The sequence below is a fragment of the Halorientalis marina genome (assembly GCF_023028345.1).
Lineage (GTDB): Archaea > Halobacteriota > Halobacteria > Halobacteriales > Haloarculaceae > Halorientalis > Halorientalis marina.
The window spans coordinates 106,936-121,143 of record NZ_CP095488.1; the positions used below are offsets into that span (position 1 = coordinate 106,936).

The 14,208-nt window shown below is 62.9% G+C and carries 14 protein-coding genes; 6 read left to right on the forward strand and 8 right to left on the reverse strand.

What is annotated here, in order from left to right; all coding sequences use genetic code 11:
- The first annotated feature begins 453 nt into the window (after positions 1-453).
- A complete protein-coding gene (locus tag MUG96_RS19510) occupies positions 454-1,209 on the forward strand; it encodes a DICT sensory domain-containing protein (protein WP_246989297.1) in 756 nt (251 codons plus the stop codon).
- Positions 1,210-1,357: 148 nt separating this feature from the next.
- A complete protein-coding gene (locus MUG96_RS19515; RefSeq protein ID WP_246989299.1) occupies positions 1,358-3,079 on the forward strand; it encodes a methyl-accepting chemotaxis protein in 1,722 nt (573 codons plus the stop codon).
- A gap of 132 nt (positions 3,080-3,211) precedes the next feature.
- On the opposite strand, the gene MUG96_RS24195 is transcribed toward MUG96_RS19515, so the two are convergent.
- Together MUG96_RS24195 and MUG96_RS19520 are read right to left on the reverse strand one after the other, a co-directional pair.
- Entirely contained in the window at positions 3,212-3,337 is a 126-nt protein-coding gene (locus MUG96_RS24195; RefSeq protein WP_256465452.1) for a hypothetical protein, read from the reverse strand.
- Between the two features lie 388 nt (positions 3,338-3,725).
- Positions 3,726-4,175 carry a hypothetical protein gene (locus MUG96_RS19520; RefSeq protein ID WP_246989301.1) on the reverse strand — a complete coding sequence of 150 codons (450 nt, stop codon included), beginning with the start codon at positions 4,173-4,175 and terminating at the stop codon, positions 3,726-3,728.
- Positions 4,176-4,383: 208 nt separating this feature from the next.
- Between MUG96_RS19520 and MUG96_RS19525 the strand changes: the two genes are divergently transcribed.
- From MUG96_RS19525 to MUG96_RS24420, 3 genes are read left to right on the forward strand one after another with little or no spacing between them, the layout of a single operon-like run.
- Positions 4,384-4,599: a hypothetical protein gene (locus MUG96_RS19525; protein WP_246989441.1), complete on the forward strand. Its 216-nt coding sequence runs from the start codon at positions 4,384-4,386 to the stop codon at positions 4,597-4,599.
- A complete protein-coding gene (locus MUG96_RS19530) occupies positions 4,596-5,459 on the forward strand; it encodes a 2-oxoacid:ferredoxin oxidoreductase subunit beta (protein ID WP_246989303.1) in 864 nt (287 codons plus the stop codon). The genes MUG96_RS19525 and MUG96_RS19530 overlap by 4 nt, the downstream gene beginning before the upstream one ends.
- 5 nt (positions 5,460-5,464) lie before the next feature.
- The gene (locus MUG96_RS24420) at positions 5,465-5,614 is read left to right on the forward strand and encodes a DUF7563 family protein (protein ID WP_443984576.1); all 150 of its coding nucleotides are present in this window, start codon (positions 5,465-5,467) and stop codon (positions 5,612-5,614) included.
- Positions 5,615-6,490: 876 nt separating this feature from the next.
- On the opposite strand, the gene MUG96_RS19535 is transcribed toward MUG96_RS24420, so the two are convergent.
- The 6 genes from MUG96_RS19535 to MUG96_RS19560 all read right to left on the reverse strand — a co-directional run bounded on the left by MUG96_RS19535 (position 6,491) and on the right by MUG96_RS19560 (position 13,053).
- A complete protein-coding gene (locus MUG96_RS19535) occupies positions 6,491-7,531 on the reverse strand; it encodes a phosphate signaling complex PhoU family protein (RefSeq protein WP_246989305.1) in 1,041 nt (346 codons plus the stop codon).
- Positions 7,531-8,205 (reverse strand): phosphate signaling complex protein PhoU, encoded by a 675-nt coding sequence (gene phoU, locus MUG96_RS19540; RefSeq protein ID WP_246989307.1) that lies wholly within the window; start codon positions 8,203-8,205, stop codon positions 7,531-7,533. Before phoU ends, MUG96_RS19535 begins: the two co-directional genes overlap by 1 nt.
- Positions 8,206-8,210: 5 nt before the next feature.
- On the reverse strand, positions 8,211-9,125 hold the full coding sequence (gene pstB, locus MUG96_RS19545) for a phosphate ABC transporter ATP-binding protein PstB (protein ID WP_246989309.1): 915 nt from the start codon (positions 9,123-9,125) through the stop codon (positions 8,211-8,213).
- A complete protein-coding gene (gene pstA, locus MUG96_RS19550) occupies positions 9,122-10,741 on the reverse strand; it encodes a phosphate ABC transporter permease PstA (protein WP_246989311.1) in 1,620 nt (539 codons plus the stop codon). The genes pstB and pstA overlap by 4 nt, the downstream gene beginning before the upstream one ends.
- Positions 10,741-11,871: a phosphate ABC transporter permease subunit PstC gene (gene pstC / locus MUG96_RS19555; protein WP_246989313.1), complete on the reverse strand. Its 1,131-nt coding sequence runs from the start codon at positions 11,869-11,871 to the stop codon at positions 10,741-10,743. The genes pstA and pstC overlap by 1 nt, the downstream gene beginning before the upstream one ends.
- 66 nt (positions 11,872-11,937) lie before the next feature.
- On the reverse strand, positions 11,938-13,053 hold the full coding sequence (locus MUG96_RS19560; RefSeq protein ID WP_373222133.1) for a phosphate ABC transporter substrate-binding protein: 1,116 nt from the start codon (positions 13,051-13,053) through the stop codon (positions 11,938-11,940).
- 215 nt (positions 13,054-13,268) lie between these two features.
- Here MUG96_RS19560 and MUG96_RS19565 point away from each other — a divergent pair, with 215 nt between their 5' ends.
- Positions 13,269-14,204, forward strand: coding sequence for a hypothetical protein (locus MUG96_RS19565; protein WP_246989317.1), 936 nt, complete (start codon positions 13,269-13,271; stop codon positions 14,202-14,204).
- Positions 14,205-14,208: the final 4 nt, after the last annotated feature.

The window sequence follows — 14,208 nt, forward strand, 5'->3', positions numbered from 1 at the left end:
GTAAATAGCTTCGTGCAGTTTTTCGTTATACCAAGTATATAATAGAACTCAATTCATGGCTTGAGTTATCCACGTTTCTGACCGGACCCTGGTTCGTAATCAAAGATCACTGAGAAAAAACGTTAGCCGGCGTTCGGACACGGAGAGGATGGAACGGTTTTCCGGTGGCAGCCACAGGTATCAGGCGGTCGATGGGACGATTCCGATCGACAAGAAGCTTCGAATGGAACAACAGCCAGCGGAAGTCTCGTACCGGAGATACCCCCACGAAGTGCAGTGGCGTCGTTGCCGGTGATGTTCCCAGCAGGGTCGATACTTCATGTGACCCTGAGTTCTGGACAGCAGCGGATGCTAGTCTGCTTCGATCTGCATATCGAGGATGCAAACAGTGAAATATCAAATATGATAGGGTGGCATATGTGTTTATACGATGGTCTTTGCGTATCGGAGTATATGCATCTCCTGGAGACGATCGATCTCATCAAGTCCCTCGAAAAGGAGTTAGCGGTATTCAACGTCGGATCCTCGGATTCCCTCCACGAACGGCTCGAGATATTCTTGGAGACACAGAACGTCAGAGTGTCAAGCTACCAGACATCGTCCAAAACGCCGAGTGAAGTCGCAGTCCTCAGTACTGAACAGGAGGTGCTCGCTCTCGTCACCGTCGACATGTTGCGGGACCTCGTAAACGGGCCACCGTCCACTGCGGATGCCCTTGGTATCCCGGACGCGGAGTACGGACACATTCTCAAGCATCTCAAAGAAACGACGTTCACGTCCTACGATACCGAACAGATGCTCAACGCGTCGCGGGAAATCGAGGACCGTGCTCGCAGAACTGGCTCCGGAACGATCCATGCCGGCTTCCAGCAGTGTTCACTCATGACAGACCAGCAGGAAATCTACTCACCCCTCTCACAGCATGGGCTGGAGGTACATATGTACGGCATACCTGACGTGACGCCCCCAGTTATTAACGGTGTCAGGGTACACACGCCCGAAACAGACGAAATCGCACGGATTTGGTTTGTCGTCTTCGATGGTGGCGGTGACGAAACCCAGAAGAGTGCTCTCCTCGCCAAAGAGCGCGATGAAAATTCGTTCTACGGGGCTTGGACCTACGATGCGAAGATCGTCGACAGCGTTCTCACGTATCTTCACAGAACGTATGTTTCGTCGAATGATACGTATCCGCAAACTGGATCTTGATGAGTGTAAAGCTGCGTGTGACGCCGTGAATTAGCTACTAGTAGACGACCTGAATATAATCGGTGCGCGATTTATAACTCCGCTTTCACAATATCTCTTCTGATAAATAGGGGGGAACACGCTAATACCAGTATTGAGAATCGCCAGCATGAGCAACCAAAGTGAGCGGACTGACCGGCCGAAAAACCGGACGGACTCCGTCGACTGGGAAGACGCCTCGGACAACTCGGACAGGCTCCGAGACAAACTCCTCGGCGGACTCGGTAGCGAGTCCGAGACGGACCCATCCGAACCTACTGAACCAGCCCCGCCTGCCGAAACCGACGATGGCAATGAGGAAGCCGCTCGTTCCGACGAAGCACAGGCATTCGTCAGGAGTATTCTTAATGGGTTACAGGAGCCTACCATCGTGGTCGATACCGACGGTCGGATCACCCACATCAACGACCAGGCCTTGGAGCTGTATGACTGCACTGAGTCGGAGGCAGTCGGGCGCAAGCCACACGTGTTACAGGCCGACGGGAGCCAGGCCAGCGACATCGTAAAGGAGGCCACACGCCGCGATAACGACATCCAGCAACGCGAGGAGACGATGCTCGTCACTGGTCAGGAAACCCCACTTGAACGCACGGTGACACTACTGTACGACGATGACGGCGCCTTCGCCGGTGCGATGCTCGTCGAAAAGGATGTCACCGAACGCAACCGCCAGCGCCGGAAAAAACAGTTCCTCGAACAGTACCAGCGAGACGTTCTCGACGATTTACAGGACAAGGTCGAGCGGTTCGCCGCGGGCGACCTGACGATCGACCCGACGGTGCCGGAACCCGACCAGGACTACGACGAGGCAATGGACGTCTACGACGAATACACTCGCCTGAACGACCATCTCAACACAGCCGTTGACAATCTTCGAGAGATCATCGACTCACTGACTGCCAACGCAGCCGACCTCAACGATACGGGCGAGACACTCAGTGCCAGCAGTGAGGAGGTGACGGCTTCCATTCAAGAAATCGATGCCTCTTCAACCGAACTCGCAGACGGGGCCGACGATCTCGCTCAGGAAACCCAGCGAGCCAACCAGAACGTCGACGATCTCTCGGCCTCCATCGAGGAGATCACGGCCACGATTCAACAGATCGACGCCCAGTCGGAGAAGGTCGCAGACATCGCCTCGGCGGGTGTCGACAGCGCGACGACGACGGTCGAGCAGATCCGGGATGCGACGGATTCGACCGCCTCGGTCGCCCAACGTATCGACTCGCTCGAACAGAGCATGGAGGAGGTCGGTGAGATTATCGACATCATCGCCGACATCGCCGAGCAGACGAACATCCTCGCGCTGAACGCAAACATCGAAGCCGCTCGCGCGGGCGAGGCCGGCGAGGGGTTCGCCGTCGTCGCGAACGAAGTCAAGAACCTCGCCGAGGAGTCCCAGACGTCGGCCGACAACATCGCGGCGATCATCACGGACGTCCAGAAGCAGACGGCGGACCTGGTCGAGAGCATCACCGACGCCAACGAGAACGTCGAAGAGGGAGCCAACGAAGTTGAGTCCCTCGTTCAGCAACTCGAAGCTGTCGAAGACCGAGCGACGCAAACCAGTGACGGAATCGACGAAATCGCCGATGCCGTCGAGTCACAGGCCGACAACGCCGAGGCTGTCAGCAACGTCATCGAGGATACGGCCGGGATGAGCGAGGAAATCACGGCCTCCATCCAGCAGATTTCGAGCGGTATCGACGAACAGGCCGACGCGATGGAGGAAGTCGCAGGACGCGCAGAGCAACTGACTGCGATGAGTGACGATCTCCACGAGCAGGTGGATATCTTCAAACTCGCAGCCGACGAGGACGCGACCCTCTGACCTCCCACGGGTACCGTCGGAGGATTGCCTCTTGGGAGTTGATCGGATCACCCCCTCGGTCAGATGACATCCTCCGCGCCGTGAACGCCAGGATTCTCTCGCTGAATTAAGATAGGCAGAACAACGGCGCAGTTACTCCCCGAGTTCGCGGAGTTTCTTTTCCACCTGCGTGTATACACGCGGGTGGAGTGTCATCCCCTCGTCGCCGTCGGTCAGCAGGTCAGCCAGTTTCTCGCTCGAAGCCCATCGGTTGGTCATCGGCGGTGGTTGGCACCATCCCACGACTCACATGGTCGATTTAGGGGGCGATCGGAGCGGACTCCATACTCACTTCTTCGCTGACAGCCTCGTTTTCGAGTCGCTCGTAGAACTGTTCGCGAATAGTATGGATGGGCCCTGGGGGAGAACACCCACAATGTTCACGGCTGTCAGCCAGTCGTTTGGCGGCGCCAGCGTCGCTGAGACCGCCGGTCAGTACGCAACGCTCGTTCGGAATGCTCACTCGACTTTACACGAATCCCACGCCGGGGATACCGATCCGTAACTGTGGTACACGGGATCCGGAAAGAGACTGGCGAGCCTAGCGCAGTAATTCACCTGTGGACTGTCAGCAACAGTCTGCTGAGTACAGAGACTAGCCTTGTCGTCAGGACTCTCCTTCTAGCGGCTTCGGATAGAGCGCGAACCCGACGACTGCGGACAGACACGCGAAGGCGTTGCCCTGCCAGGGCGGATTCCCAGGTGTGTTCTGGAGCACTGCGAGTGTCGCCGAGAGGTTCGGGATGTAGAACAGCAGGATGACTGCGGGAAGCGCGTACACGGCCCACCTGCGGTCGTTCCGGAACGGGAAGACCAGAAGTATCAGTATTACTACACCAACCGTGAACCAGCCGCCGCCGGAGACGGTCATCAACGCCGAAATCAACACTTGATTGACTGCCTCGAGTTCACTCCACCTCATCGAGAGTGCGTCCGCGTGGTACGGCATGAACGATTGCTTGAAAACGTAGACGCCTCCCAGGACCAAACTCACGACAGCTGTAATGCCGTACGAGAGGCCGGCCGCCCGCTTCCGAAGTTTCCTATCGATGAACACTGGGAATTCCCTCGATATCCATTACAGGCTACATCTGATTATGACTTGTCTCAACAGACCGGCGGCGTGATCCAGTCTGACTCCCTACCGAAGCCCGCCATCGAAACGAATCACAAAATCATTTTTATTAATGGAGGAAACTGATATCAGTTACAAAGTTTGTTTAGGTTGGCCAAAATATTTTACCCCGAATCCCAAAACCTCTCGTATGAGTTCGGATCAAGACCACCTCAAGGAGACGGACACGGAGAAGCGGCTTAACCTCAAGAAAGAGGAGAAGCCGGCATTGCCGATATCGAGTCCACTACACTCGAACGTTCGAACCAATGACAGCACGATCCACGCCACTCGCGATCACGACCGCAGCCGAACTGAGACAGCGAACGCCCGCCGAAACCGCGGGACAGAGGACATAACACGATGAGCTCAGACGTTCGATTCACGGACTTCAAATCCGACAAGCAACCGACCTGGTGTCCCGGCTGCGGTGACTTCGGGACGATGAACGGCATGATGAAAGCCCTGGCGAACACCGGCAACGACCCCGACAACACGTTCGTGGTCGCCGGTATCGGCTGTTCAGGGAAGATCGGGACCTACATGCACAGCTACGCGCTCCACGGTGTCCACGGTCGCGCCCTGCCCGTGGGCATCGGGACGAAGTTGGCAAACCCCAACCTCGAAGTGATGGTCGCCGGCGGCGACGGCGACGGCTACTCCATCGGGGCCGGCCACTTCATCCACGCCGTTCGCCGGAACGTCGACATGTCCTACGTCGTCATGGACAACCGCATCTACGGGCTGACGAAGGGGCAGGCTTCCCCGACCAGTCGCGAGGACTTCGAGACGTCGACCTCGCCGGACGGGCCGAAACAGCCGCCAGTGAATCCGCTCGCGCTGGCGCTGGCGGCCGGCGGCACCTTCATCGCCCAGTCGTTCAGTTCGGACAGCCAGCGCCACACCGAGATCGTCAAGAAAGCCATCGAACACGACGGGTTCGGCTTCGTCAACGTCTACAGCCCGTGTGTGACGTTCAACGACGTCGACACCTACGACTACTTCCGGGACACCATCGTCGACCTGGAGGAGAGCGACCACGACCCGACCGACTACGACGATGCCAAAGATGCCATCCTGGACGCCGACAAGGAGTACCAGGGCATCATCTACCAGGATGAGGGGTCGGTTCCGTGGGAGGAACGTGAGGGGCTGAGCGAACCGATGTCCGACATCCCCGATGGCGCGCCTGAGGACGCCATGGACCTGGTTCGAGAGTTCTACTGACTGGCATGCCAGAATGCACTACCTGCGGTGGGCACGTCTCGGACGGATTCGTTCGGGTGTTCGGCGATGGGGAGGGAACGGTCCATGCATGTCCCAACTGTTCGACCAATGCGGGAATCGGGGAAGTGACACGAGCGCGAAGCGAACGAACATAACACACCCTCGCGCCTGGTCTGCCAGTTTCGGTAAAAGCGAATCGATCGGCGACTGATTACCACGTATCCCGCGTCGGATTCTGTGACGGTACGAGGACAGCGGCTCACGACCGGCTGCTGGACGAACTCCCCCATCACTGGGCACATACTAGCTGACGTATATTTCGGTGGTAAATTCACCAACAGCCTGTTGCCCATAAATATAATAATTCTGTTATGGTCTCTGGCGGTGACCATCCACAGTGTTCACGGCTGTCAGCCAGTCGCTTGGCAACGTGAGAGGTGCTCGGGCCGGTTGGCACGCGTGGTTCATTGAATTGGTAATCCCCACCCACAGTACCGACTCCGACGATATCTGTTCGCAGCGATGCTGAGCAAAATCCGAACGAGAGTCGGAATACGGTGCAGAGATTTGCCTGTAGACTGTCAGCATTTTCCGAGGCGGAGCCTCCGGCCCCAAGGAGCGAGGGCTTCCGACTGGTCGGAAGCACGAAGCGAGTAGGCCGGAGAGGAAGCCGACACGGTGGGAAACGAACATCGGTGTTGTCGCTGATAGACTCGCTATCCGAAGGGGTTTTTTCGGGGGCCACCGTATCAGTAGTCAGTGATACCGTCGCACACGTCGCCGGTATCACGGGCCGCAGTAGCCCGGCCCCCGAATGGTGGGGGCGCCGACCCCGAAGGTCGTTCGGTACGGGTGAGGAACGACCTTCCTCCCCGGCGACAACTGAGGGCGAGTCCCACATCAAAGCCCCTCCCTCAACGAGCGAGGTCGCAAGACCGAGCGAAGTAGGGAGGGGTCGGTTACCAGCGGTTTGCTGCATACGGGAGTTGAAATCCGGCAGCAGTTGAACCGGATCTCCTCACATCGAATGACTATCGGTCGCCTTCCCCGTCGCCGGCGGGCGCGGCACTCTCGGGTGGCGTGAACTCGCCGCGGCGCGTGGCCGCCCGCAACCCCAATTCGGCGATCGTCCCGCCGCTCTCGACGGTCCGCCGGAGTGCGTCGAGCGCCCGCCCGAGCCTGTAGTCCCCAGCCGGGTCGGCCAACTCGCGGTCCAGCGCCTCGACCGCCGACCGTGTCGCCTCGCGCGTCTCGAGCGCGTCGTTCGCGACGTCGGTGTCCCCGTCACCGACGACGACGGCGGTCCCCCGCTCGACGACGCTCAGGGCGTCCCGGCCGATCACTCGAAGCTTATCAGCCGGGAGCGCGTCGGGCAGCGTGTCGACCGCTGCGGCGACTGCCCCAATGGTCTCCGCGTTGTCGGCGACCCGCTCCAGCTCCCGGGCAGCGGTCCGCAGCTCGAACAGCTCCGACCGGCTTAGCCCGAGCGCGTCCACCTCGTCGAGCCGGGAGAGCCCGCGCCCGAAGTGGCGGTCGATCATCGCGTACAGCCGGTCAGCCTCGTCCTCGCGGTCGGCGGCGGGTGGCGCTTCGTCGTCGACGAGGGCGGCCATCGCGTCCCGGTGCATCGAGAGGGCGGTGAACCGGAGCTGCCGAACGGACTGGCGGACCGATACCTCGGTGGCGTCAAGCAGTGCCCGGACGATCAGTTCTGTCTCCGTCTCCGTGGTGAGTGCGACGCCGACGAACCCGCTGGCGACCTGCTCGACCGCCTGCCGCTGCGCGCTGGAGAACCCCTCCGGCGCCTGGAGGACCAGTTCCTCGAACCCAGCAGCGTACGCCGCCTTCACTGTTCGTTCGAGGCGATTCGGTGGTTCGTCGCCGACAGTGAGCTGGACCCGCGAGGTGGCGTCATCGGCGGGTGACTCCGGCTCGATCACGAGCTGCTCGTCGCCGTGGACATCGATATGGACGGTCTTCCCGGCAGTGATCCCGGTCCGCTCCGCCCACCGCTTCGGGAGCGACACCGTGTACGTCCCGCCGCCGACCTGCTGGACCTTGCGCTGCTCCATCAGTAGATCAGCTCCGGGTCGCTCTCGATCATGTACAGCGTCCGGGCGGCGACGTTAACCGCGTGGTCGGCGATCCGTTCGAGGTCACGGACCGTCAGCAGGAGTGTCGAGACATCGTCGAGCAGCCGTTCCAGTTCCCACGCGTCGGTCGCGGCTTCCCGCTCGATGAGGTCGCGCGCGACCGTCTCGGAGGCCCGCGCACACAGGGCGTCGACCTCGTCGTCGTCCGCGTGGACCGCCCGGCACGCGGCGGCGTCGCGGTCGGCGTAGGCGTCGAGGCTCCGGCGGACGAGCGATCGGGCCGCCGACCCGATGTCGGCGACCGCGACCTCCGGCGTGAGTTCACCGTCGGTGTCCGCGGCGTACCGGCCGAGGTTCGCCGCGAGGTCCGCGACCCGCTCCAGATCAGTCAGGATCTTGAACGAGGCGGCGACGAACCGGAGGTCGCCGGCGACCGGCTGCTGTAGCCCGAACAGTTCGATACACCGTGATTCGAGCGCGAGATATCGCTCGTTCACCGCGGCATCGCCCTCGGCGACCTCGCGGCCGCGCGGTCCGTCACCGGTCGTGAGCGCCGTCAGCGCCTCGTCGAGCCGTTCGAGCACGAGGTCCCCCATCGCGAGCACGTCGTCGCGGAGGGCGTCGAGGTCCTCCTGGTACTGCTCCCGAGCCATCGTGGTCACCCGAACTTGCCGGTGATGTAGTCCTCGACCCGTTCGCTCCGGGGGTCCTCGAACACCTGGTCCGTATCCCCGTACTCGACGAGCTCGCCGCCGGTGAGGAAGACGGCCGTCTGGTCGGAGATACGGGCCGCCTGCTGCATGTTGTGGGTGACGATGACGACCGTGTACTGCTCGCTCAGCTGGTCGATGAGGTCCTCGATCTTGGAGGTGGCGACGGGATCGAGCGCCGAGGCCGGCTCGTCCATCAGGATCACCTCCGGGTCGACCGACAGACAGCGGGCGATGCAGAGACGCTGTTGCTGGCCGCCGGAGAGCCCGAGGGCGTTGTCGTCGAGCCGGTCGTTCACCTCGTCCCACAGCGCCGCGTCGCGGAGGCACTGCTCGACCAGCTGTTCACGCTCGTCCTCGTCGCTCCGGTCGAGCAGCCGCGCCAGCAGCCCGGTCTGCAGGTCGCCGTGCTTCTCGGGACCGTACGAGATGTTCTCCCGAATCGACTTCGGGAACGGGTTCGGCGACTGGAATACCATCCCGACGCGCTTGCGGAGTTCGACGAGGTTCACCCCCTCCTGGTAGATCTCCTGGCTGTCGATCCGGACTGACCCGTCGACGTCGGCGCTCCGGATCCGGTCGTTCATCCGGTTGAGACAGCGAAGGAACGTCGACTTCCCGCAGCCCGAGGGGCCGATGAGTGCGGTGACGCTGTTCTCCGGAATCTCGATGGAGACGCTTTTCAGCGCGTGGTCGTCGCCGTAGTGAACGTCGAGGTCCTCGACGTCGAGTTTGGTCCGGCCGTCGAACTCGTACTCGCGCCACTCCTCGCGGACCTGTTCGTCGGTCTCACCGCTCGTCGTCTCGAGGGGCTGGTCCGTTGCTGTATCCGTCCGCTCCGTCGTCCGTGTCGTTTCACTCATGTTTGAATCCGCCTCCGGAAGTAGTACCGCGCGCCGATGCCAATCGCGTAGAAGGACAATACTACCATCAACAGCACAAGCGCCGTCGCCCACTGGAAGTCGACGGGGTTGGTGACGTTGTCGCCCAGGCCGACGCCGGCCGTGATGAGGGCGTACAGCTGGAACGGGAGCGCCGTCGTCGCCTGCAGGAGCTCCGGGTTCGCGACGAACGGCGGACTGGCCGTGAACTGGAAGCCGCCGATTATGTCGACGGTTTGTCCGCCGGGAACGAACGTCCCACCGGTCATCGTCAGCAGGATTGGGGCCGTTTCGCCGGCGATCCGACCGACACCGAGGATGACGCCCGTGACGACGCCGGGTAGCGCCGCTGGAATGACCACGCTGCGGATGGTCTGCCACTTCGAGACGCCCAGCGCCGCGCTCGCGTCGCGGTACTCGTCCGGGACCGCGAGGATCGCCTCCCGACTCGTGATGAGCACCAGTGGGAGGAGCATGAACCCGAGCGTGAGCATCCCCGATATCAGCGACTTGTTCCCCCCGAACCGCGGGACGAGGAATGCGAATCCGAACAGGCCGAACACGATGCTCGGCGTGCTCCAGAGCCCGTTCGTCGCCACCTCGACGGTCTGGGTGAGCCGGCCGCGCTCGGCGTACTCCGTGAGGAAGATCGCCGCGCCGACGCCCAGCGGCACCGCGAACAGCACGGCCCCGACCACCAGCCAGATCGTGCCGACAATCGCCGGCAGTACCCCCTGGAAATCATTCAGGAGTGCCACCCCGTTCATGACGAACGGAATCGAGAACGGGAGCGAGACCGAGAGGCCAAAGAGCCCGACCTCCGGGCCGACTCCGGGACCGAACTCGAAGCCGGTCAACAGTCCCGGAATCCCCCGGACGGTGGTGAACGCGATCAGGACGAACAGCACGCCGATGATGGCGCCGGCGTTCACGTAGACGAGAACGTACGCCCCGATGTGGCGGCCGCGGGCGCCGAAGCCACCGTACGCTTTGGCGGCGGCCCAGCCCGAAAGGAGCGCACAGAACAGCGTCAGCACTGGGATGACGAACTCCGCGGTGAACGACGCCTGCTGCTCGAAGCCCAGGTCCCAGACCCAGGCCGGGCCGATGGTCCCGGTGACGAAGACGGCACCCGTCAGCAGGGTGAGCGCCCCCGCCGGAAGCGTCGAGCCGAGGTCCTCCCGGGGGAGCGCGGTCAGCACGAAGGTACCGCCGCCGACCGCGAGGGCGACCAGGAACGAGACGGAACTGCCCAGCCCGACCGTCTCGGAGGCGACCAGCCCGCCGATCACGAACCAGATGACCGAGAAGGCCGTCGCCGCGACGAGGCCGGCGCTCGGGCTCGGCTCGGTCTCGACGTAGCCCAGATACGAGCCGACGCCGAACGAGCTCACGGCGCCTCCGAGCGCCATCAGTGTCACCCCGAGCAGTGTGACGACCGGAACGCCCGCGACAGGTTCGCTGATCGTAATCGCCTCGAACAGCGCCGCCAGCGCCAGCGCGAACAACAGCACTGCGAGCCCGACTGCCACGGCCGCGACCGCGTTCGTCTCCGAGGTACCGCCCTTGACGAGGTCGGTTTCGGTCGCGCCCGCCATCAGATATCACCCCCGAACTTCCGGCGCATCCGCCACTCGATGTACTGCGCTCCGACCGAGATGACAAGCACCGTGATGAACAGGATGACGCCCGCGACGAACAGGGCGTCCATCTGGAGCCCGTCGGCCTCGCCGTAGTTGTTGGCGATGAGCGAAGTGAGGGTCGCCTGGCCGTAGAAGGCGTTGTACAGCGGCTCCGTCAGTTGCGGGACGCCGCGAAGCATGACCGTCGCGGCCATCGTCTCGCCGATGGCGCGCCCCACGCCCAGCAGGACCGCCGCGGAGACGCCCGAGAACGCCGCGGGCAGCGTGATGGAGGTCATTGTCTGCCAGTCGGTCGTCCCCATCGCGAGCGACCCGCTCTTCATCGACTCGGGGACGCTCGAGAGGGCGTCTTCCGCCACCGAGACGACCGTCGGCAGCGCCATCAGTCCGACGACGATGCCGACGAACAGGTACGTCCCCTGGCCGGTGGTCCGGAACTGCCCGGCCGCCCACGGGCTCAGGATGGTGAACCCGATGAAGCCGTAGACGATGGAGGGGATGCCGGCGAGGATCTCCACGCCAGGCTTGACGATCTCGCGGACGGTCGGCGGGGCGATCTCCGAGAGGAACAGCGCCGCGGCGATCCCGAGCGGTGCCGCGACGGCCGTCGCGATGGTGGTGACCATCACGGTCCCGTGGATCATCGGTACCATCGAGTACCGGACCGGTGGGGAGACCGCGTCCCACTGTGTCTGCGTGAACAGCCGGAGCCCCGGCACGCTGATGCCGAACACCGTCACGCTCTCGTACTGGATGACGGGAATCGACTCGACGAAAATAAAGACGGTAATCAGCAGTAGTATCAGAATCGTCGAGACCATCATCGAGAACGTCAGCACCCGGGCGGTCAGCCCCTGGTGCCGCGCCCAGCCGTACCCCGCGCTGCCGAGGAAGACGGCGAACGGAACGATCGTCAGTGGCGAGACCGCCAGGAACCCGACGACCGCCAACAGCAGTGCGACCGCCATCACGCCGACCGTGGCCAGTGCTTCCGGTTCAGTCTCGTCGATGAAATCGCGGAGTTGTCGGCGCCGCCGCGCCAGCGCACCCGCCCCGGCGCCCGCCTCGTTCGATGTGCGTGCCATGATGTATTACGGTTATGTGAGTAGGGGGGTCCGGAATGCCCGGACCCTATCAGTGGAAGTGCTGTCTCAGGCCTGATCCGGCAGCTTCTCGGCCTCGGCCTCGAGGTCGCTGGTCGGGAGCGGGATGTAGTTGTTCTGCTCGACGAAGACGATCTGTCCGAACTCCGTCAGGAACATGTTCAGGAAGGCACCCTCGCGCTTGTCCGTCCCGCTGGGGGTGTCTTCAGTGATCTTCGTGTACATGTGGAGGTCCCGATTCAGCGGGTATTCGCTGTCGAAGATGGTGTTCTCGGCGTCCTTGTTCGGCTCGTACAGGGTGCCATCGAAGTCGATACCGATGGGCTGGACCGAGTCGCTGGTGAACGCGAGCGCCATGTACGCGATGGCACCGTCGTTGTTGGCGACGGCCTCGGCGACCTGCTGATTCTGGCCGAATCGGGAGTTGACGCCCGGCATTGGGGCTTCAGCATCGCCCAGCATGTTGAGCCGGAACGCCGTGTCCGTTCCCGAACCCTCGGCGCGACCGATGACGAAGATCTCCTGGTCGGGACCACCGACCTCGGACCAGTTGGTGATCTCGTCCTGGTAGATCTTCCGGATCTGCTCGCCGGTGAGCTGCTGGACGCCGCCATCGTAGATGTCGCTGCTCACGACGACCGGCTGGCCGTCGCGGCCGACGACGTGGTCGACGAACTGCTCCTCGGCCTCGGAATCGCTGAGGCCCAGTTCGGCCGTGATCGGGCCCGACGAGTTACCGATGTCGACCAGCCCGTCGCGGACTGCTTTACAGCCCGTCCCGGAGTGGCTCAGGCTGACCGTCGTGTTGTACGGCGGGTTCGAGCGCTCGTCCGTCGCCTCGAAGCCGTACAGCCCCGCAAAGTAGTCGGCGAGTTTCTGCTCCGTGTCGATCTCGTCCCAGCCGGGAACGGTGCTCTCGTCGTTCGAGCCCCAGTACTCGCCGTCGCTCGGCGGCGCGTTGGCGTTCCAGTAGGAACTCCCCTTGTTCGAGATGGGATACACCGTCGAGGAGCCCTCGGCGGTGAGCAGATCCGTGCTCGTCCCGCTGTCACCACTGGCCTCACTCGAGCAGCCAGCTAATCCCGCTGCCCCGATAGCGCCCGAACTGATGAGGAATTTCCGCCGTGATACGCCGGTACCGGACGTCGTGCCATCAGACATCATCAGGAAACATCCGGGATTTGATTAAAGCGATTTATAATACTGCTATACGGCCGTACGCGCCAATTTTGAGCCGATGGGTAGGGTCTATCCGGTTCAATTCACCCACGTTCGACCCACGAGCAATATATAGCCGACCTGGCCGCAACCGAGAGGTACTGTCCCCAACAAACGGTTCTGACGGAAGATATACGGGTCGTGCTGCGGAACCCGCGGCCATGAGCCAGAACGGACTCGTCGGCCGGCGGGTCGAGGACGTGATCACGGCGGTCGTCGACAGCGGGGACGACCAGGACCCCGAGACGGTACGGGAGGCACTCGACCCGGTCACCGACGACGGGGTCGTCACACGCGAGGCGGTCGAGACAGCCGTCTCGGACACCGCCAAGGTGGTCTCCACGGCCGAGACGCGCGCCGAACTCGCCGGCATCGCCTACGAGGACGCCACCGCAGCGGCCGCCCCGGTTGACGATATCGGTATCGTGTCGGCCCGGCTCGACGAGTACGCCGACCGTCTCGACGTCGTCGAGGCGCGGGTCGCCGCCCTCACGGACGACCTGCGTGCGCCCGTCGAACTGCTGGAGGACCCTGGCGCCGTCTACGAGCTTGCGGTCGAACTCCGCGAGGTCGCGGCGACCGCCCAGGGCGTCGTTCGGATGGCCGACGACCTCTCCGTCGACCTGGAGGCGTTCGAGTCGTGGCTCGACAGCCCGGAACGCCGGTACGACGAGTTCGCGGAGGACGTCGACCTCGTCGACGAGTCGCTAGCGGAGCTGTCCGATGCGGCTGCCGCGCTCCCTGAGGAGAGCGACGCACCCGCGGCCGATTGGGCGGACGCGACGATGCGGACGCGCGTGCTCGAACTGTTGATCGCCGACCTCCGCGCCGAACTGGCTGACCTCCGGGCGTGGGCCGACCGCGAGGACGCCCCGTTCCGTGCCGCCTTCGACGAACGGATGGCGGACCTCGAACATCGGGCCGGGGAGCTGACAGACACGCTGACCGAACGCGCCGAACCGGCTTGGCACGACCGGTTCGAGAATGACCTCGCGGCGTTCGAGCGCGAACTAGACGGGCTCGAACCGCCCGTCGACTGGGAGCACACACAGGAGGCTCTCGAAGAGCAACGGGCACAGACCTTCGTGAACCGCTAAGCGA